Origin of the sequence: Porphyrobacter sp. GA68 (assembly GCF_022605525.1) — a bacterium.
Taxonomy (GTDB): Bacteria; Pseudomonadota; Alphaproteobacteria; order Sphingomonadales; family Sphingomonadaceae; genus Qipengyuania_B.
Window position 1 is genome coordinate 630088 of sequence record NZ_JAKQYJ010000002.1, and the last position, 18827, is coordinate 648914.

An 18827-nucleotide genomic window follows, 5' to 3' on the forward strand; every position below is an offset into this window, starting at 1 on the left:
CTGCGGAGAAGCGACTGGGCCCGATCAGTAGAGCAAATATTCCTGCACCTGCGCCGCCCATTCCATTTCGTCGGCTGATGCCATCCGATCCAGGTCGCCGGGCTGGGCAGCGGCGTCGTCGACCCATTCGCGCAGTGCCGGGCCGCCATTGATCACGTCGATGGCAAGGCGTTCCAGCTCGTACTCATAGGGAAAATCGCGCCACAGGTCGTATGTCGGGTACAGAGTGCGGATCGCCTTGAAGGCGAGCGCCTGCAGGCGCCAGGGCCGGAACGCCGCATGGTCGTAGAAGCCGCCTTCCGCATGGATGAACAGGCCGTGGCACAGCTTGCCGGAATGCTTGTGAAAGGTCGGCTCGAACCAGCATTCCCGAAGCGCGCAGCCGGCCAACCACTGCGGCGCGATCTGGTGCATCTGCGCCAGCACGGCATCCGCATCCACATCGGGGGCGCCGAACAGCACTTCGAGCGGGCGGGTGGTACCCCTCCCCTCGGACAGCGTCGTCCCTTCCAGCATCACGGTCCCGGCATAGGCGCGCGCCATGTTCAGCGTGGCGGCGTTGGGCGACGGATTGATCCAGATCCGATCCTGCGGCCAGCCGAAGCCAAGCGCCTCGTCCGGTCGCCACCCCTCCATGCCGATGACGCGGTACGCCACGTCCAGACCGAAATGGTCGATGAACCAACGCCCCATCTCGCCCATCGTCAGCCCGTGCCGCATCGGCATGGCTGCAGCTCCGACGAAGCTTTCCTGCCCCGGCACCAGCAACGTGCCCTCCACCGGGCGGCCGGCAGGGTTGGGCCGGTCAAGCACCCACACCTCTTTCCCGTGCTTCGCCGCTTCTTCGAGGACGTACAGCAGGGTGGTGACGAAGGTGTAGATGCGACAGCCCAGATCCTGCAGGTCGAACAGGAACACGTCGGCGGTGGTCATCATCTGCCCGGTCGGGCGGCGCACTTTGCCGTACAGGCTGAATACGGGTATGCCGGAGCGCGGATCAACTTCATCCGCGGTTTCGACCATGTTGTCCTGCTTGTCGCCTTTCAGCCCGTGCTGCGGTCCGAACGCGCTGGCAACGTTGACCCCGGCGGCGATCAGCGCGTCGAGACTGTGGGTGAGATCGCGCGCCACGGACGCGGGATGCGCGATCAAGGCCACGCGGCGGCCGCTCAGCTGATCGAGAAGTTGCCGGTCGGCCAGAAGCCGGTCGATGCCGAAGTTCATGCCGCCGCCGGTGCCGCAAGCCTGCCTGTGAAGCAAGCCGGATCGTGGAAGTCAGGCTTCTCCGCCCGATGTACCGCTGCCCAGAAACTCACCCGTCCGCCCTCCTCCTCCAGCACGGCGGTGAGGCCGTACCGCCACGGAAGCGGCGGCAGGCCGGCGCGGGCAATCGCCACATCCATCAGCCGCAGTCCCGACGCACCCCCGCGCCACGTGATCACCGGCGGACGAGGTACATCGGGCGCCGTCATGCCGGAACGACACCCGACAAAATCGTAACTCGCCCACGACTGCGAGGGGGAGAAGTTCCATTCCTGATATGACGAACCGCCCTCAGGCTGGACAAACAGTTCGAAACAGGTGGTCCGCCACAGTTCGTCCGCGCGGCGGCGTCCGGTCAGGCGAGGCACGCACAATCGCTGCGCCCCTTCGATCCGCCAGCGAAGACGCAGCCAGTGAGGATCGCGCGCATCCAGCATGACCGCGACACGGCCCACCAGCAAGGGCGGGTGCGCGGGATGCGGGGTGAGGATCGCGCCGTCCGTGTGTTCGTCATCTGTGATCACCACCCGGCCTGATAATTCTGCCTTGCCCGTCCGGCAATCGCGCGCTGTCACAGGGGCTGTCCTACCCCCCGCCTAGTCGGCTAGAGGGGCGCGCATGACACATGCTTTTGACCAGTTTCAGGTAGCCAACTTCGCGCTTTTTCCATGCAGCGGTATTTCTGCCTCTGGACCGTGTAACATGCGGTCCATGTGTTCTGCCCGCGCGACGAAAGGAGGTGGCGCGTGACCGCCTTCCGCTCCGGTCTTCTCCGGCTGCTGGACGAACGTGGCTACATTCATCAGGTCACTGATGCAGGCGCGCTCGACGCCCTGGCCGCAGAAGGGATCGTACCCGGCTATATCGGTTTCGATGCGACCGCACCTTCGCTGCACATCGGCAGCCTGGTGCAGATCATGCTGCTGCGACGCCTGCAACAAACGGGTCACAAGCCGATCGTCGTGATGGGCGGCGGCACCACGCGGATCGGCGATCCATCGGGCCGGGACGAAAGCCGGCGGATGCTGACGGATAAAGACATCGCCGCCAACATCGCGGGCATCCTCGCTGTGTTCGAACGCGTCCTGACGTTCGGAGATGGCCCAACCGACGCGGTGATGGTCGACAACGACGAATGGCTGGCCGAACTCGGCTATATCGAACTGCTGCGCGAGGTAGGGCCGCACTTCACCATCAACCGGATGCTGACGTTCGATTCGGTGCGCCTGCGGCTAGACCGGGAACAGCCGCTGACGTTTCTGGAGTTCAACTACATGATCCTGCAGGCGTACGACTTCGTCGAGCTTGCGCAGCGGTTCGGCTGCCGCTTGCAGATGGGCGGCAGCGACCAGTGGGGCAACATCGTCAACGGGCTTGAGCTGGGCCGCCGTACGCGGGGGCTGGAGCTGTTCGGCCTGACTACACCCCTGCTCACTACTGCCGACGGCGCGAAGATGGGCAAAACGGCCGCGGGGGCAGTGTGGCTGAACGAAGCGCAGCTGCCCGCGTATGATTTCTGGCAATACTGGCGGAATGTGGATGACCGGGATGTCGGCCGCTTCCTGCGCCTGTTCACGGATCTGCCGCTGGACGAGATCGCCCGTCTCGAAGCGTTGCAGGGCGCGGAAATCAACGCAGCCAAGATCGCGCTGGCGAACGAGGTGACTTCGCTGATCCGCGGACCGCACGCCGCCCGCAGCGCCGAGGACACGGCCACGGCCACATTCAGCAACGCGGGCGCGGGGGGCGACCTACCTGCCTATGACCTACCCGATCAAGGCGAGCGGATCGGCGCCATCCTGACCGCGCTCGGCTTCACCGCCTCGAATGCAGAGGCGAAACGCAAGGTGGCCGAGGGCGCCGTGCGGCTGGACGATGCGGTAGTGTCGGATATCGGCGCCATTGTGGAACTGCCTGCCGGAGAGACCGCCAGGCTCAGCCTCGGCCGCAAGAAACACGCGGTTCTGCGCGGTTTAACCGGTTCTTAGCCCCTTTCAACGTATGCCAGCGGCTTGTCAGGCGTAAAACAGGACGAGGTTGATGGCACTTGGCGCACAGCTAAGCGTGACGGACTTGCGGGCAGCCGCGCGGCACCCGGTGAACTACCCAGTGGTGGCCGAACATCGCACCCTGGGCGACATGCAGATGCGGATCGCCAACATCTCTGCCCACGGGTTCATGATCGATGATGCGGCCGATCTGGCACGGGGCGACCGGGTGATCGTGCGCTTTCCGGTGATCGGCCGGATCGAAGCCTATGTCATCTGGACCAAGGACCACCGGGCGGGCTTCCAGTTTGAACGGATCATCCGGCAGGACAACTACCTTGCCATGATCAACGAACTGCAACCCAATCCACGCCTGCGCCAGGCGCGCTAGGCGGCAAAGCTTCACATCCACCACCGCCGGTGCCAAGGCACCGGCGTGAGCAACATTCCAGAGCTGCAAAGCCCGTTCAGAAACCCGAACTTCCGCGCCTACCTGCTGGCACGGTTGTCCATGACCCTGGGCCAGTACGCCATGATGCTGGTCATCGGGTGGCAGACCTACAATCTTGCGCGGGACAGCGGGCTGACCGTCAACGAGGCGACGGGGCAGCTTGCGCTGATCGGCCTGCTGCAATTCATCCCCTTGTTCGTGCTGACCCCGTTTTCGGGCCTGGCGGCGGACCGGCTGGATCGGCGCCGGCTGGCTCAGGGCACGCTGGTGCTGCAGCTGCTGTGCGCGGGGGTGCTGGGCTACCTGACGTGGCAGGACAGGCTGGACCTGTTCTGGCTGTTCGCGGTGGCCGTAGTATTGGGAGTGGTGCGCGCCTTCAACGGACCGGCGATGTCGGCGCTCGCGCCCAATCTCGTGCCGCGCGCCATCCTGCCCAATGCCATCGCCCTGTCGTCGATCGCCTGGCAGACCGGCATGATCGCAGGTCCGGGGATCGGCGGCTACCTCTATGCCGTCGCGCCCGCCCTACCCTACGCCGCCGCTGGCGTGCTGTTTGCGCTGGCAATCATCGCCATGGGCCTTATCGGGAATGTACCCCGTTCAGTAATCACTGGAACGCGGCGACCAATCGCACAGGTGATCGAGGGGCTGCGCTATGTCGGGCACAACAGGATGGTGCTGGGCGCGATTACGCTTGACCTGCTTGCCGTGTTTCTCGCGGGGGCCAATGCACTGCTGCCGGTCTATGCCCGCGACATCCTGCAGGTGGGCGAAACCGGCCTCGCCCAACTGGCGATGGCACCCGCCATCGGCGCCGCGCTGACCGCTGCGTGGTTCTCGTTCCGTCCGCTGAAAAACGGCGTTGGCCCCAAGATGCTGTGGGCGGTGGCCGTATTCGGGGCCGCGACGATCGGTTTCGGGGTCTCAACGTCCATGCCGCTCAGCCTTGCATTGCTGTTCGTGATCGGGGCGGCCGACATGTTTTCCGTTTATATCCGCTCGTCCCTGATCCAGCTGCACACCCCCGATGAGAAGCGCGGAAGAGTGTCCGCAGTCAGCCTGCTGACCGTCAGCGCGTCGAACGAATTTGGCGATTACTTCACCGGCAAGCTCGCATCGTTCATCGGCCCGGTCGCAGCCCTCGCGCTCGGCGGGACCGCCGCGGTCGTCACAGTGATCCTGTGGAGCCGCCTGTTTCCGGTCCTCAGAACCACTCGGACCTTTGACCCGCCGGATTCGTTGCTAGATGAGCTTCCCGAACACAAATTGCAGGAACGCATTCCATGAAAGCCGACTCTGTCCTCGCCACCATCGGCAACACGCCTCATATCCGTCTTGGCCGCCTGTTCCCCGATCATGAGGTCTGGGTGAAGAGCGAGCGGGCGAACCCCGGCGGATCGATCAAGGACCGTATCGCACTCGCAATGGTGGAAGATGCGGAAGCCGACGGCAGGCTGAAGCCGGGCGGCACGATTATCGAGCCGACCAGCGGCAACACCGGCATTGGTCTGGCCATGGTGGCGGCTGTCAAGGGTTACCAGCTGGTGCTGGTGATGCCCGAGAGTATGAGCCTGGAACGGCGCCGTCTGATGCTCGCCTACGGTGCAACGTTCGACCTGACGCCGAAAGAAGGCGGCATGAAGGGCGCCATTGCCCGCGCGAAAGAGTTGCTGGACGAAACACCCGGCGCATGGATGCCCAGCCAGTTCGACAACGACAGCAATCGGCGGGTGCATGCGCAGACCACGGCGCGTGAAATTCTGGACAGCTTCGCCGACACACCGGTTGATGTGATAATCACCGGCGTAGGCACCGGGGGGCACATCACGGGCTGCGCCGAAGAGTTGAAGAAGAGCTGGGCGCAGTTGAAGGCCTATGCCGTGGAGCCTGCGGCATCGCCAGTCATCTCCGGCGGACAGCCCGGCCCGCACCCGATCCAGGGCATCGGCGCGGGCTTTGTACCGGACAACCTGCACACGGACGCGATCGATGGGGCCATTCAAGTGGAAGCCGAAGCTGCCCGCGAGATGGCCCGACGTTGTGCGCGGGAAGAAGGTTTGCTTGTCGGCATCTCCAGTGGAGCGACGCTCGCCGCCATCGCGCAGAAGCTGCCGGACCTGGCGCCGGGCAGCCGGATTCTCGGCTTCAATTACGATACCGGAGAGCGGTATCTGTCAGTCCCGGATTTCCTCCCAGAAGGCTGACACAGCACGAGAAAAGGAGCGGCAGGCGGAGTTGATCAACAGCGGCCTGCCGCTCAGGCAACGCGGCGCAAACGGCTATTTCAGCGTCAGCGCGGCGGCTCAGCCGGCTCCTCTACGCTCCCGACGCCGGCAGCAGGCGCTTCGAAGCCGGTCCTGTATTGATCCGGTCTGCCGTCGCCGTCGGTGTCTGCTGCATCCGGCTCGCCGTCGCCATCAAGATCCCACAGGTTCGCACGTCCGTCGCCGGTGGTATCCCACGCATCGGGCTTGCCGTCGCCGTCGGTGTCCAGCGTCGGCGAAGGCGTCTGACCAGGCGCTACGGGAGCTGTCGTTGGGGGTGCGGTTGTAACGTGACCTTCGTGCCGAATTTCCGGCGGCGTGCCCGCGTCCTGCGCCGCGAGGCTGGCTGGCACAATCGCCAGTCCTCCCGCAGCAACGGCCGCGGCGGCCAAATACTTCAAGTTTCGCATCAACTTAATCCTCGCTCAACTATCCCCTGCTGAGCGGCAAGGTGAGGCAGCAGCACAGGGCAAGGGAAGTGCTTTGCGCCAGTGCGTCAGCCTTCAGGGACCGGGCGAGTTTTGCAACCCGCCCGTCTTTCCTGCGGCTCCGCCCACCGTTTCACACGCGAGGGGCCTGGAGATCTGAGGTCACGCCGCGGTCGCGAAAGCCTCTTGGGGCAGAGCCATCATGCTGTCTGCGCCCGCCTCGATCTTCCTGCGGAACGATCCGGTGTCGGGCAGATAACGCTCCATGTAATAGCGCGCCGTTGTCAGTTTAGCCTGGTAGAAAGCCTCGTCGCCGGCCCCGCTCGCCAACTGCTGCTGCGCAATCCGGGCCATGCGCAGCCACATGTAACCAAGCGTGACGATCCCCATCAGGTGCATGTAGTTGTGCGCTCCAGCGCCCAGGTGATTGGGATTCTGCATCGCATTCTGCATGAACCACATGGTTGCGGCTTGCTGATCGCCCACAGCCTTCTCCAGCTTTGCGGCGAGCGCGGCGAGACCTTCATCATTCTTGGCCGTGGCGATCTCGTCTCCGATCAGCTTGAAGAATGCCTGGATTGCCGCGCCGCCCTTTTGCGGCAGCTTGCGCCCGCACAGATCCATCGCCTGCACGCCGTTGGTGCCTTCGTAGATCTGCGCGATCCGCGCATCGCGCACGAACTGCTCCATCCCCCATTCGCGCACATAACCATGCCCGCCATAGACCTGCTGCATGTTGGTGGCGACCTCGTACCCCTTGTCCGTGCCGTAGCCCTTGATGACTGGGGTCAGCAGTCCGATCAGGAGGTCCGCCTCGGCCCGCTCTTCTTCCGTTTGGGCGCGATGCGTCAGATCGACCAGAAGAGCCCCCCACAGGCACAGCGCCCGCATGCCTTCGTTGAAGGCCTTGGCATCCATCAGCATCCGGCGCACGTCGGCATGGACAAAGATCGGATCGGCTTGCGCTTCCGGTTCGGCTGGCCCCGTCAGCGCTCTGCCCTGCCGCCTCTCGGTCGCATAGGTCACTGCGTTCTGATACGATACCTCGGCCTGGGCCAACCCCTGGATGCCTACACCCAGACGCGCGGCGTTCATCATGATGAACATGGCGGCAAGGCCGCGGTTCTCCTCGCCGACCAGCCAGCCCTTGGCACCGTCGTAGTTGAGTAGGCAGGTAGAGTTGCCGTGGATGCCCATTTTTTCTTCGATGGAGCCGCAGGTGACGCCGTTGCGTTCGCCCAGCGAGCCGTCTTCATTCACCAGAACCTTAGGCACCACGAACAGAGAAATACCCTTGGTGGAATCCGGCGCGCCTGGTGTCTTGGCAAGCACCAGGTGGATGATGTTGTCCGTCAGATCGTGCTCGCCGGCGGAAATGAAAATCTTCGTGCCGGTGATTGCATAGCTGCCATCTGCCTGCGGTTCCGCCTTGGTGCGGATCATGCCGAGGTCGGTGCCACACTGGGGTTCGGTCAGGTTCATCGTGCCGAGCCATTCGCCGGCCACCATGCGCGGCAAGTACTGCTCTTTCTGTGCCTGGCTGCCGGTCGCGATCAACGCCGCAACAGCACCGTTGGCCAGGCCCGGATACATGCCGAAAGCCTGATTGGCGGCGGAGATGAACTCCTCCACCGCGAACCCGATTACGTGGGGCAAGCCCTGCCCGCCAAACTCTTCAGGAGCAGTCAGCGTACCCCAGCCCGCTTCGACGAACTGCTGATACGCATCCTTGAACCCGGGTGGGGTGGTCACCGATCCGTCCTCGTGCCGAACGCACCCTTCCTCGTCGCCGACCCGATTGAGCGGAGCGAGTACCTCGGCCGTAAACCTGCCCGCTTCGCTCAGAATGGTTTCCACCAGGTCCGGCGTGGCCGTTTCAAATCCAGCCTGATTGTTGAGACTCGGCAGGTCGAGCACTTCGTTGATAACGAAGCGGGCATCTCGCGTAGGGGCGGTATAGGTTGGCATGACTTGTGTCCTTCAGGGCCTTCGCGCTCAGGTGCGCTCCAGCTGTTCGATGTACTGGATGAAGTCGGTCAACTCGCGAATGGAAGCATCGATGTCTTCTCGCTGCTGCGTCAGTTTGGCAACGTGCGCGCGGCACCGGTCGATGGTGACGCGGCGCTGCATGGCCCGCCCATCTCCGACATCGTAAAGATCGATCATCTCCCGTATCTCGGCAAGTGAGAAGCCCACGTTCTTGGCGCGCATGATCCACGCCAGACGGGCCCGATCCCGCTTCGAGTAAATGCGGGCGTTGCCGACCCGGGTGGGGGCGATCAACCCTTCGTCTTCGTAGAAACGCAAGGCGCGTGCGGTACAGCCGAACTCTGCGGTCAGCTGAGAAATGGAGTAATGTTCACGAGCGTTGCCATCCGGGCGGTCAAGATGGCCACCGGGCTGCAATTGCTTGGACGCGGCGTGCAATTCCATACCGCGCCATATACCTCCCCTTACGCGCGCGTCAATCAGTTACGTTCACGAGAGTATCGCCATGCAGCCGGCGATAAAAGCAGCTGCGCGCACCAGTGTGGCAGGTCGGGCCGGCCGGCTCGGCCATGATCAGCAAGGCGTCCTGATCGCAGTCGACGAGGATTTCTCGCACCTCCAGGACATGGCCGGACGTTTCACCTTTTTGCCACAGCTTCTGTCGGGACCGGGAATGGAAATGCACCAGGCCCGTCTGCTGTGTCGCCCGTACGGCTTCGGCATCCATGTGGCCGACCATCAGGACTGCCCGGTCGACCACATCAAGCACCACCGCCGTCAACAGGCCGCTGCCGTCGAATTTCGGGAGAAAGGGTGATTTTTCTTCATGCAACAGGCTCATGACTTGTTGCATGCCGGTAACAGAGTGGATTGAAAAGACGGAATGGCTTCAGAAGGTTCTTTGCGGATTATTGTTTCAATGAGAAGCTGCGGGTCAGCAAGCCGGTTCAAGAAGCTTGCAGTCTCGGCATCCGCAATGGTCCGGGTTCAGGAGCAGTCGTCTGCGACACCGCAGCCGGCAGATTTGAGGGAACAGGCTGGGCGGGATCGGGGGAATCGCCGCCTCGCCGGAAGGCCGGTCTGGTTCGTCACGCTACGCCCGGGATCACCAAGTCCCGGGCGTCAGTTTCGGTGACTTCATGCCGAGCACTTGACGCCGGACGAACGCGGGCAAAACAAGCGATACTGACCGAGCTGGCGCCGCTTTGCCGCAATGCGGCGGTGCAGGCCCGAGTGGTTGCGCCACTTGTCAGCACGTCGTCGATCAGCAGTATGTTCCGACCTTCGATCAGGCAGCGGCGCTTGGGGCTTGTGTCTATGGCGCCGGCAAGCAGCGCATCCCGCTGCTGAGCGCTGCGTCGATCCAGGGATGGGGTATGTCTCACCCGCTGCAATCCATCCACGAGAAGTGTTCCGTGACCCAGCCTGGCCAGTTCGCGCGCCAGCAGCGCGGATTGGTTGTAGCCACGTTGCCAAAGCCGCAGTGGATGCAGCGGCACCGGCACAATCAGCCGGTCGGGTCGCGGCTCACTCAGTCTCGCAGCGATCAACCGGGCAAGCAGCGGGGCGAGCGCGAACTTGCGACCATGTTTGAAGGAGAGGATCAGCTTGCGGGAAACATCGCAATATATCGTTGCCGCGATCACCTCCCCGGGGTCCGCTGCCCCCGCGTCCGGCACCTCCAGCGACCCCCAACAACCGAGGCACAGACCGTTCTGCCCGCCTATGCCTGCGCCGCAGGCCGGACAGCGTGGAGGATAGATGAAGTCAGTTACCGGACCCAGCGCTTCAGCCAGCACCTTGCCGGCCCGGCCCATCATCGCTGCGCCTCTTGCCAATCTCTTCCTCCACCGTCACCAGACCGTCCATGCCGACCGCAGCGCCCAACGCGCCACCGCGCATCTTCTCGCCGGCGCGACGAGCCGCCTCCTTCCAGCGTGCTGTTGCGCACCAGAAGCGGGGCGACGCCGCCGATCACCTGCTCCTGCATATGTGCGAAGACGTAAAGGAGCGGTTGTCCTTTATGCAGTTCCAGCCGCCCACAGCCATCGTGATCGGCGACCCGGCAGGTCTTCTTGCAGAGGAACTGAGGCTGGCAGGTACGCAGGTGGCCGCCATCGCGTCCGGCGTCTGGCATGGAGATGAACCGCTGACCACGCCGGCGGCGGATCTGATCCTTTGCGACAGCAGCCTTGCCACGATCAACGACCTTCCGGGCGCGCTGCTGCATCTGCGGCAGGTGTTGCGGCCTGGCGGATTGCTGATCGCCAGCATTATTGGAGCGGGAAGCCTCCCTCGGCTGCGAAGCGCAATGCTGGCCGCAGAGCCTGATCGCCCCCATGCCCGCATCCATCCGCAGATCGACAATCGCACGGCCAGCGCACTGCTCCAGCGCGCCGGTTTCGCACGTCAGGTGGTGGATACGAACACACTGACGGTACGCTACGCGCAGCTTTCCTCGCTCGTCGCCGACCTGCGGGATCAGGGGCTTGGAAGCGTGCTCGCCAGCCGTCCTCCGGCTTTGTCGCGGACCGCTTACCGGCGAACCCAGGAAGCCTTCGCCGCTTTGGCGGATGATGACGGCCGCGTGTCGGAGCGTTTCGAGTTTGTCACGCTAACCTCCTGGCGCGACTAATTTTTCAGCTTTGAGAATGGCCTGCGCGGCCGCCAGCCTGGCAATGGGAACCCGATAGGGTGAGGCGCTGACGTAATCCAAACCGATCTCTTCGCAGAAGGAAATGCTGGCCGGATCGCCGCCATGCTCGCCGCAGATGCCAAGTTTGAGGTCGCCTCGCGCCGCCCGCCCGCGTTCGGCAGCCAGACGGACCAGCTGACCCACTCCGGCTATGTCCAGACTGACGAAGGGGTCGCGCGCGAATACACCTTGATCGATATAGCAATCCAGAAACTTGCCCGCGTCGTCCCGGCTGATGCCCAGCGTTGTCTGCGTCAGGTCGTTCGTGCCAAAACTGAAGAACGCGCCCTCAGCGGCGATTTCTCCCGCCATCAGCGCCGCCCGGGGCAGTTCGATCATGGTGCCCGTCAGATAGGCGAGAGAGTGCCCCCTCTCCGCAAACACCTCCTCGGCAACCCGTTCGACCAGTGTTCGCAGGATGGCAAGTTCCCGTGCGGTCGCAACCAGCGGGATCATGATTTCGGGTAGCGGCGCTGCTCCTGAAGCCTGCGCGACGTCGCACGCCGCCTCGAAGATCGCCCGCACCTGCATTTCGTAGATTTCGGGGAATGTGATGCCGAGACGGCACCCACGATGGCCCAGCATCGGGTTGAATTCGTGAAGCTGCGCCGCCCGTGCCCTGAGCCGCTCGGCAGGCAGGCCGGTCGCATCCGCCAGATCGGCGAAGTCTGCATCGGCATGGGGCAGGAACTCGTGCAGCGGCGGATCGAGCAGACGAATGGTACAGGGCAGCCCCGCCATTACCTCAAAAATGGCGCGGAAGTCGCTGCGCTGTTCGGGCAGCAGCTTGGCCAGGGCGGCCCGCCGTCCCGCCTCGTCCTCAGCCAGGATCATCTGCCGCACCGCGCTGATCCGGCTCGCTTCGAAGAACATGTGTTCGGTGCGGCACAGACCGATTCCTTCTGCACCGAAAGCACGCGCCGTGCGGCAGTCGTCCGGTGTTTCGGCATTGCAGCGCACCCGCATCCGGCGGTGCCGATCGGCCCACTCCATCAGTGTGGCGAAGTCGCCCGCCATCTCCGGCTTGAGAGAAGCGACCTCACCCGCCATCACCTGTCCCGTCCCACCGTCGAGCGTGATGATATCGCCTTCCCTGAGGTCGCGCCCGCCAATCCGCAATGTTCGAGCGCCGAGGTCGATCGACACGGCCGACGCACCAGAGACGCAGGGCCGGCCCATGCCGCGCGCGACCACAGCGGCGTGGCTGGTCATGCCGCCGCGCGCCGTCAGGATCCCCTGAGCGGCGTGCATGCCGCCAATGTCCTCCGGCGAAGTTTCGACCCGGCACAGGATCACCTGATCACCGCGCTCTGCCCATCGTTCCGCCGTGGCGGCGTCCAGCACGACCTTGCCCGAAGCCGCCCCCGGCGAAGCGGGCAGACCCGTGGTCAACACGTCGCGCGGAGCGTCGGGGTCAAGCGTCGGATGCAGCAGCTGGTCCAGCGCCATGGGATCTATCCGGCAGATCGCCGTGCGTTCATCCACCAGCCCTTCGGCAACCATATCGGTCGCGATCTTGAGCGCAGCACTGGCAGTCCGCTTGCCCGAGCGGGTTTGCAGCAGCCACAGCTTGCCCCGCTCGACCGTGAACTCGATATCCTGCATGTCGCGGTAGTGGCGTTCCAGCAGGTCGAACAACTCCGCCAGTTCAGCGTAGGTGTCCGGCATGACCTCTTCCATGCTGAGCGCGGCAGCGCCCGCAGCTTCGCGGCGGGCGCGGGTCAGGTATTGCGGCGTGCGGATGCCGGCGACCACGTCCTCACCCTGTGCATTCACCAGCCATTCGCCGTAATACACCCGCTCACCGGTGGACGGATCGCGGGTGAAGGCAACGCCGGTGGCGCTGTCATCGCCCATGTTGCCAAACACCATCGCCTGCACATTGACCGCGGTACCCATGTCATGCGCGATGTCGTTGAGGCGCCGATACGTCCGCGCGCGGTCGGTGTCCCAGCTGGCGAAGACGGCGGCTATGGCACCCCAAAGTTGCTCTTGCGGATCCTGCGGGAACGGCCGGCCGTGTTCCCGCTCCACCAGCGCCTTGTATTCCGCAACGAGAGCGCGCCAGTCGTCGGCGGTCATCTCGGTATCGGCAAGGTACCCGTTATCTTCCTTGGCGATCTCCAGCGCTTCCTCGAACAGGCCATGATCAACGCCCAGCACCACGTCGCCGTACATCTGCACGAAGCGTCGATAGCTGTCCCAGGCGAAGCGCTCGTCACCCGCTGCCCGCGCCAGCCCTTCCACGGTCGCGTCGTTCAGCCCGAGGTTCAGGACCGTGTCCATCATGCCGGGCATCGACACCGCCGCACCGGACCGCACCGAGACGAGCAACGGGTCGGCGGGGTCGCCGAAGCCCTTGCCGACCGAGCGTTCCACATGGGCCATCGCTTCCGCTACCGCCTGCCGCAGGTCGGCGGTGAAGTCGGCGCCCTGCTTCAGATAGCGCAGGCATTCGTCGGTCGTGATGGTGAAGCCGGGCGGGACGGGCAGGCCGATGCTGGCCATTTCCGCGAGATTGGCGCCCTTCCCTCCGGTGACGGCCTTGTCCTTCTGCCGGGGGTCCGAGTGATCGGCACCGCCGCCAAACGCATACACCGTCTTCATGTCTTCCCCCGTGTGTGACCAGGCCCGATCCGGAGACATGGACCGCATGTTACACGGTCCTGAGCCAAAAAACCTAACCTTCGATGCGGCTGAAATCCGCGACCTTCGCGACCGCATCGCGGAACCGCGCAAGCAGGTCCAGTCGCGCTGCCCGCTTGTCCTGATCCGGGTCGTTCACCGTCACATTGTCAAAGAACCGATCGATCGGCGCGCGCAGACTGGCCAGCGCCTGCATTGCGCCTTCGAAGTCCTCCGCCGCGACTGCGGCCTCGGCCTTCGGCTCCGCCGCGTCGAGCGCATCGATCAGCGCATCTTCGTCCGGTTCGGGCGTGTAGGACAGCCGGTTTGCACGCCGCTCCCGCGCCGCAGCGCGCAGCGCAGGGCCAAGGTCCGGATCGTCGACCAGGGCCAGGGGATCTTCCTCGCCTGTGCGGGCGATACCCTGCGTGTTCAACGCCTCGCCTTTCCCGGAGGGTGCGGACCAGCCTTCCTTCTTCAGGATGTTGGCAGCCCGCTTGTAGGCGGCGAGAAGGTTCTGCCCATCCGGCGTCTCGATATAGGATTGCAGCGCATTCACACGTGCAAGAAGCCGCACGAGGTCATCTTCGTTCCCCCCATCTTCTTTTTCGCATGCAAACACCGCGTCGATCAGATCGTGGCGGACTCCGGCCTCGCGTTGCTGGACCTTGAGGCGGTCGATGAGAAACGGTCCAAGCGCGTCGTAGGTCGCCGCGGCACCCGCCTCCTCAAGCAGCCGCCGGTAGGAGACGCGTAGTCGACCGGTGGTGACAAGAGCAAGAAGAGCCAGAGCAGCGCGCCGAAGAGCAAAAGGATCTTTCGAACCGGTCGGCAGCAAGTCGGCGGCGAAAAAGCGGCCCAGCGTATCCAGCTTGTCCGCCAAGCTCACCGCCACCGTCACGGGCGCGGTGGGCACTTCATCGCCCTGCCCGACCGGCTTGTAGTGGTCACGGATGGCGTCTGCGACTGCATCGGGCAGCCCCTCGGCCCGGGCGTAGTAGCCGCCCATGACGCCCTGCAGCTCGGGAAACTCGCCAACCATTTCCGTGACGAGATCGGCCTTGCACAATTCCGCCGCCTGCCGTGCCAGTGCCGGGTCGCAGCGGGGAACGATGCCTTCGCTGGCGAGCCACTCGGCTAGCTTGGCCACCCGCTCCACCTTGTCCGCGAGCGTGCCCAGCTTCTCGTGGAAGGTGATCCGCGCCAGCCCTTCGGCGTGCTGCGCCAGTGTCTTGCGGCGATCCTGTTCCCAGAAGAAGCGCGCATCGGCAAGCCGCGCGGCAAGCACGCGGCGGTTGCCGTCCACGATCGCCGCGCCGCCATCCGCGGCCTCGATATTGGCGGTGCAGATGAACGCGCTGGCGAGCTTGCCGCCGGCATCCTCGCACACGAAATACTTCTGGTTCACCCGCGCGGTCAGCTGGATCACCTCGGCCGGAACGTCCAGAAACGTCTCGTCGAAGAACCCGAGCAGCGGGGTCGGCCATTCGGTCAGGCCCGCGTTCTCCGTCACCAGCCCGTCGTCCTCGACCAGCTGCAATCCGGCCTGTGCCGCCACACTGCGGGCACCTTCACGGATCAGCAGGGCGCGTTCTTCGTGATCGACGATCACCTGGCACGCGCGCAGCTTCTCCACGTAATCATGCGCTCCGCCGATGGTGATCGGTCCGGGATGGTGGAAGCGGTGGCCCACAGTCGCCGCACCCGCGACGATGTCAGCGACGGTGCAAGGGACGATCTCTTCGCCCAGCAGCGCCACTAGGCCAGACAGCGGGCGAACCCACCGGATGCTTTCGGTGCTGATCGAGGCCGCGCCCCAGCGCATCGACTTGGGCCAGCTGAAATCGCGGATGATGTTCGGGATCGCGGCGCCCAAGACATCGCGGGTTTCGCGGCCCGGCCGCTCGGATACCGCAAACCAGGTGGCACGCCCCTTTACCTCGCGCAGTTCCAGCTGCTCGCGGGTGACACCGTTCTTCCGGCAGAAGCCGTCCAGCGCGGAGTCAGGCGCGCCTTCTGGCGGACCCTTCGCTTCCTCCCGGACGGCTTCGGTGCGGTCGGGCAGGTCACGCGCGATGAGTGCGAGACGCCGCGGGCCGGAATAGACCAACGGTTCGGCAACCGTGATCCCGGCGGCGTCCATTTCCCGCCGGAACAACCGCGCCAGTTCCGTCCGGGCAACGGCCTGCATCCGCGCAGGTATCTCTTCCGAGCGCAGTTCGAGCAGGAAGTCGCTCACAACGTCCACCCCGGACAGGCTTGCTGCCACTGCGGCGTCATCTTGGCCGCATAGGCTTCGCAGGAAGAGCGGGCGAGATCGCGCACCCGTCCCATGTAGCTGGCCCGTTCCTGCACGCTGATGACGCCGCGTGCCTGAAGCAGGTTGAACACATGGCTCGCCTCCACCGCCTGTTCATAGGCGGCAATGGGAACATCCGCTGCCAGCGCGTTGCGGCATTCCGCCTCGGCCCGGGCGAACAATTCGAACAGGGCGGCGGTGTCGGCGACCTCGAAGTTCCACTTCGACATCTGCCGCTCGTTCTCGAGGTACACATCGCCGTAAGTCACGCCGCGGTCATTGAACGCCAGGTCGTACACATTGTCGACGCCTTGAATATACATGGCGAGACGTTCGAGGCCGTAGGTAAGTTCGCCGGCCACCGGCTTGCAATCGAACCCGCCCATCTGCTGGAAATAGGTGAACTGCGTCACCTCCATCCCGTCGCACCACACTTCCCACCCCAGCCCCCAGGCACCCAGCGTGGGGCTTTCCCAGTCATCCTCCACGAAGCGGATGTCGTGCTTGAGAGGGTCGATGCCGATGACCTCCAGGCTGCGCAGATACAGGTCCTGGATGTCGGGCGGCGATGGCTTCAGGATGACCTGATATTGGTAGTAGTGCTGCAACCGGTTCGGGTTCTCGCCATAACGGCCATCGGTTGGGCGCCGACACGGCTGCACGAACGCAGCATTCCACGGCTCCGGCCCCAAGGCCCGCAGGGTGGTGGCGGTGTGGAACGTGCCCGCTCCCATCCGCATGTCGTAGGGCTGGAGAATGAGGCAGCCCTGCCTGCTCCAAAAGTCGTGGAGGGCCAGGATCATCTCCTGGAAACTGGTCGCAGGGTTGCGGGTCATCGGGCGCGGCAATGGCGCAAGGTCATAAGGCGGTCAATCCCGCGTCATCAGCGGTTCCGCGACGTCTCGCGAACTCCATGCTTGTAAGGTTAGCTTGACAAAGTCATGCATCTTTGACAGTTAGTCAGGGAAATCTGACACGCAAACAACCACCGCAAGGAGGATTGGCGATGAAACTGGAACTCACTACGCGACTAGTTTTCTGGATGTTCGCTGCCGGCGTCATAATGGGCATGCTTGGCTATCAAGTCGGCAAGTGGCTGGCCCTCACCACGGGCTGAACCTTGAACAACCGGCTAAAAGTACTGCGCGCTGAACGGAACTGGAGCCAGGCGGAACTTGCCGGCCGGCTCGATGTCTCGCGGCAGGCGGTGAACGCGATTGAGACGGGGAAGCACGACCCGTCTTTGCCCCTCGCCTTCCGCATCGCACGCTTGTTCAACCTGTCGATTGAGGAGATCTTCGATGACGGCCACTGAGCTGACGCCACCGACCGGGGAAGAACGGCTGCGGGCGCGACGACGAAAATTCGCCCGCTACTGCCTGCTGGCCTTCGCTGTCGCCCTGGTGGCAGGCATGGCGAGCGGATATCTCGGCGCGCTGGTGGCACAGGGCACTCTGCCACGCGGACTGATCTATGGGACGACAGCGGCCTTCCTGCTCGCCTTCGCCTGGTTCACCCGCGATTACCTGCGGCGCGTCGATGAATACGATCTGCTGGACAATCTGTGGGCGGGCCTCATCGGCTTCTATGTCTATTTCGCGGCTTTTCCCATCTGGAACAGCCTGCATCAGTTCGGCCTCGCTCCGCCAGTGGACAACTGGCTCCTGTGGGGCGGCACGACAGCCGTCATGTTTTTGGCTTACTTCCTGCGCAAGCTGGGCCTCAGGTAAGCATTCTCTCGTTGGACACCCGATTTCGAAGGAGCTTGATTATGAAGAGAATTACAGCGTTGCTCGCGGGCGCAGCCCTGGTTTTCTCGCTTCAGGGTTGCACCGCTTCCACCGCCGATCAACGCGTCGCAGGCGCCGCTGCGGTACCGGCCGCCACATTGGAACGGATCCAGACCGCCGGCCCTGCCCTGTGGAAGGTCGCTGACGAGGATACGACAATTTTTCTCTTCGGAACCGTTCACATCCTCCCCGAGGGAAAGCAATGGCTCACCCCCGCAGTCAGCCAGGCGCTTTCTTCTTCGGATGTAATGGTGACCGAGATCCTCGCCTCGGAGATGGGCGACGCGGCCATGCAGCAGCGGATGATGCAGCTGGGTATGCTCCCGCAGGGACAGACGCTGCGCAGCCTGCTCAATGCCGAGCAGCGGGCAACTTACGAGACGGCCTTGCAGAAACTGAACATTCCGGCAGAGACGTTTGACCAGTTCAAGCCGTGGATGGCGGCGATGACCCTGTCGCTTCTGCCCCTGATCCAGCAGGGCTACAATCCCGAGGCCGGCGTCGAAAAGGCGCTGGAACAGGCAGCTGGACAGGATCTGCAACGCGCGGCGCTGGAAACGGTGGAACAACAGATTGCCGTGTTCGACCAGATGCCGCAGGCCGCGCAGATAGCCTTTCTGGTCGAAACAGCGCAGGATGCCGAAAACATCAAGCCGATGCTCGACCGCATGGTCGCCGCCTGGATGGCCGGAGATGCCGACCTTCTCGCGCGCATCATGAACGAAGGCATGGAATCGAACCCTCTGCTGGCCGAACGCCTTCTGTACGAACGGAACCGGAATTGGGCAGAGTGGATTGACCAGCGGCTGCAACAGCCGGGAACCGTGTTCATGGCTGTTGGCGCAGGCCATCTCGCGGGTGAGAACAGCGTGCAGGATTACCTGGTTCAGCAGAACATCGCCGCCACCCGCTGAGCTGCAGGATCACCCGAACCTTGCCAAGCGGGCGTACCTCCTGTAGTTGCGCCCGCTTCCGCGGCTCTGGTCATCCCTGGAGGCGGGGCGGCGGATGACAACAGCAATCCACGTATCTTGA

The 18827-nt window shown here is 64.0% G+C and carries 18 protein-coding genes; 8 read left to right on the top strand and 10 right to left on the bottom strand.

Going from position 1 to position 18827, the window contains the following annotated elements; translation table 11 throughout:
- Nucleotides 1-24: 24 nt before the first annotated feature.
- Together LHJ54_RS10800 and LHJ54_RS10805 are read right to left on the bottom strand one after the other, a co-directional pair.
- Nucleotides 25-1224: an exo-beta-N-acetylmuramidase NamZ domain-containing protein gene (locus LHJ54_RS10800; protein WP_228243910.1), complete on the bottom strand. Its 1200-nt coding sequence runs from the start codon at nt 1222-1224 to the stop codon at nt 25-27.
- Nucleotides 1221-1790, bottom strand: coding sequence for a DOMON-like domain-containing protein (locus LHJ54_RS10805; protein WP_228243911.1), 570 nt, complete (start codon nt 1788-1790; stop codon nt 1221-1223). The genes LHJ54_RS10800 and LHJ54_RS10805 overlap by 4 nt, the downstream gene beginning before the upstream one ends.
- A gap of 219 nt (nt 1791-2009) precedes the next feature.
- Between LHJ54_RS10805 and tyrS the strand changes: the two genes are divergently transcribed.
- The 4 genes from tyrS to cysK are packed head-to-tail and all read left to right on the top strand — an operon-like array spanning nt 2010 to nt 5906.
- The gene (gene tyrS, locus LHJ54_RS10810) at nt 2010-3251 is read left to right on the top strand and encodes a tyrosine--tRNA ligase (RefSeq protein WP_228243912.1); all 1242 of its coding nucleotides are present in this window, start codon (nt 2010-2012) and stop codon (nt 3249-3251) included.
- A 52-nt stretch (nt 3252-3303) separates the two neighbouring features.
- Nucleotides 3304-3642: a PilZ domain-containing protein gene (locus LHJ54_RS10815; RefSeq protein WP_228243914.1), complete on the top strand. Its 339-nt coding sequence runs from the start codon at nt 3304-3306 to the stop codon at nt 3640-3642.
- A 45-nt stretch (nt 3643-3687) separates the two neighbouring features.
- On the top strand, nt 3688-4989 hold the full coding sequence (locus LHJ54_RS10820; protein WP_373457072.1) for an MFS transporter: 1302 nt from the start codon (nt 3688-3690) through the stop codon (nt 4987-4989).
- Nucleotides 4986-5906, top strand: coding sequence for a cysteine synthase A (gene cysK, locus LHJ54_RS10825; RefSeq protein ID WP_228243916.1), 921 nt, complete (start codon nt 4986-4988; stop codon nt 5904-5906). Before LHJ54_RS10820 ends, cysK begins: the two co-directional genes overlap by 4 nt.
- An 86-nt stretch (nt 5907-5992) precedes the next feature.
- Here the strand turns inward: cysK and LHJ54_RS10830 are convergent, their stop codons facing one another.
- The 5 genes from LHJ54_RS10830 to LHJ54_RS10850 form a co-directional block, all read right to left on the bottom strand.
- Nucleotides 5993-6376 carry a VCBS repeat-containing protein gene (locus tag LHJ54_RS10830; RefSeq protein WP_228243917.1) on the bottom strand — a complete coding sequence of 128 codons (384 nt, stop codon included), beginning with the start codon at nt 6374-6376 and terminating at the stop codon, nt 5993-5995.
- 180 nt (nt 6377-6556) lie between these two features.
- Nucleotides 6557-8362 (bottom strand): acyl-CoA dehydrogenase C-terminal domain-containing protein, encoded by a 1806-nt coding sequence (locus LHJ54_RS10835; RefSeq protein ID WP_228243918.1) that lies wholly within the window; start codon nt 8360-8362, stop codon nt 6557-6559.
- Nucleotides 8363-8389: 27 nt separating this feature from the next.
- Nucleotides 8390-8827 carry a MerR family DNA-binding transcriptional regulator gene (locus tag LHJ54_RS10840; protein WP_228243919.1) on the bottom strand — a complete coding sequence of 146 codons (438 nt, stop codon included), beginning with the start codon at nt 8825-8827 and terminating at the stop codon, nt 8390-8392.
- A gap of 31 nt (nt 8828-8858) precedes the next feature.
- A complete protein-coding gene (gene hisI, locus LHJ54_RS10845; protein WP_228243920.1) occupies nt 8859-9224 on the bottom strand; it encodes a phosphoribosyl-AMP cyclohydrolase in 366 nt (121 codons plus the stop codon).
- A gap of 247 nt (nt 9225-9471) precedes the next feature.
- The gene (locus tag LHJ54_RS10850) at nt 9472-10203 is read right to left on the bottom strand and encodes a ComF family protein (protein ID WP_228243921.1); all 732 of its coding nucleotides are present in this window, start codon (nt 10201-10203) and stop codon (nt 9472-9474) included.
- Nucleotides 10204-10250: 47 nt separating this feature from the next.
- Between LHJ54_RS10850 and LHJ54_RS10855 the strand changes: the two genes are divergently transcribed.
- Nucleotides 10251-11018, top strand: a complete 768-nt coding sequence (locus LHJ54_RS10855) for a methyltransferase (RefSeq protein WP_228243922.1) — start codon at nt 10251-10253, stop codon at nt 11016-11018.
- Here LHJ54_RS10855 and ppdK read toward each other — a convergent pair.
- The 3 genes from ppdK to LHJ54_RS10870 form a co-directional block, all read right to left on the bottom strand.
- Nucleotides 10998-13685: a pyruvate, phosphate dikinase gene (gene ppdK, locus LHJ54_RS10860; protein ID WP_228243923.1), complete on the bottom strand. Its 2688-nt coding sequence runs from the start codon at nt 13683-13685 to the stop codon at nt 10998-11000. The two genes, LHJ54_RS10855 and ppdK, sit on opposite strands and share 21 nt — an antisense overlap.
- Nucleotides 13686-13758: 73 nt before the next feature.
- Complete coding sequence (gene glyS / locus LHJ54_RS10865) at nt 13759-15942, bottom strand: glycine--tRNA ligase subunit beta (RefSeq protein WP_228244358.1); 2184 nt, start codon at nt 15940-15942, stop codon at nt 13759-13761.
- Complete coding sequence (locus LHJ54_RS10870) at nt 15939-16838, bottom strand: glycine--tRNA ligase subunit alpha (RefSeq protein WP_228243924.1); 900 nt, start codon at nt 16836-16838, stop codon at nt 15939-15941. The genes glyS and LHJ54_RS10870 overlap by 4 nt, the downstream gene beginning before the upstream one ends.
- Before the next feature lie 284 nt (nt 16839-17122).
- Here LHJ54_RS10870 and LHJ54_RS10875 point away from each other — a divergent pair, with 284 nt between their 5' ends.
- From LHJ54_RS10875 to LHJ54_RS10885, 3 genes are read left to right on the top strand one after another with little or no spacing between them, the layout of a single operon-like run.
- Nucleotides 17123-17317 (top strand): helix-turn-helix transcriptional regulator, encoded by a 195-nt coding sequence (locus LHJ54_RS10875; RefSeq protein WP_228243925.1) that lies wholly within the window; start codon nt 17123-17125, stop codon nt 17315-17317.
- A complete protein-coding gene (locus LHJ54_RS10880) occupies nt 17304-17732 on the top strand; it encodes a hypothetical protein (RefSeq protein ID WP_228243926.1) in 429 nt (142 codons plus the stop codon). The genes LHJ54_RS10875 and LHJ54_RS10880 overlap by 14 nt, the downstream gene beginning before the upstream one ends.
- 41 nt (nt 17733-17773) lie before the next feature.
- Nucleotides 17774-18706: a TraB/GumN family protein gene (locus LHJ54_RS10885; RefSeq protein WP_228243928.1), complete on the top strand. Its 933-nt coding sequence runs from the start codon at nt 17774-17776 to the stop codon at nt 18704-18706.
- The last annotated feature ends 121 nt before the right edge of the window (nt 18707-18827 follow it).

What these genes read in the sequence shown, in the direction of transcription:
- LHJ54_RS10800 (WP_228243910.1), bottom strand. Translation starts at nt 1,224, where the DNA reads ATGAACTTCGGCATCGACCGGCTTCTGGCCGACCGGCAACTTCTCGAT.
- LHJ54_RS10815 (WP_228243914.1), top strand. Translation starts at nt 3,304, where the DNA reads ATGGCACTTGGCGCACAGCTAAGCGTGACGGACTTGCGGGCAGCCGCG.
- cysK (WP_228243916.1), top strand. Translation starts at nt 4,986, where the DNA reads ATGAAAGCCGACTCTGTCCTCGCCACCATCGGCAACACGCCTCATATC.
- LHJ54_RS10830 (WP_228243917.1), bottom strand. Translation starts at nt 6,376, where the DNA reads ATGCGAAACTTGAAGTATTTGGCCGCCGCGGCCGTTGCTGCGGGAGGA.
- LHJ54_RS10835 (WP_228243918.1), bottom strand. Translation starts at nt 8,362, where the DNA reads ATGCCAACCTATACCGCCCCTACGCGAGATGCCCGCTTCGTTATCAAC.
- LHJ54_RS10840 (WP_228243919.1), bottom strand. Translation starts at nt 8,827, where the DNA reads ATGGAATTGCACGCCGCGTCCAAGCAATTGCAGCCCGGTGGCCATCTT.
- hisI (WP_228243920.1), bottom strand. Translation starts at nt 9,224, where the DNA reads ATGAGCCTGTTGCATGAAGAAAAATCACCCTTTCTCCCGAAATTCGAC.
- LHJ54_RS10850 (WP_228243921.1), bottom strand. Translation starts at nt 10,203, where the DNA reads ATGATGGGCCGGGCCGGCAAGGTGCTGGCTGAAGCGCTGGGTCCGGTA.
- LHJ54_RS10855 (WP_228243922.1), top strand. Translation starts at nt 10,251, where the DNA reads ATGCCGACCGCAGCGCCCAACGCGCCACCGCGCATCTTCTCGCCGGCG.
- ppdK (WP_228243923.1), bottom strand. Translation starts at nt 13,685, where the DNA reads ATGAAGACGGTGTATGCGTTTGGCGGCGGTGCCGATCACTCGGACCCC.
- LHJ54_RS10870 (WP_228243924.1), bottom strand. Translation starts at nt 16,838, where the DNA reads ATGACCCGCAACCCTGCGACCAGTTTCCAGGAGATGATCCTGGCCCTC.
- LHJ54_RS10880 (WP_228243926.1), top strand. Translation starts at nt 17,304, where the DNA reads ATGACGGCCACTGAGCTGACGCCACCGACCGGGGAAGAACGGCTGCGG.
- LHJ54_RS10885 (WP_228243928.1), top strand. Translation starts at nt 17,774, where the DNA reads ATGAAGAGAATTACAGCGTTGCTCGCGGGCGCAGCCCTGGTTTTCTCG.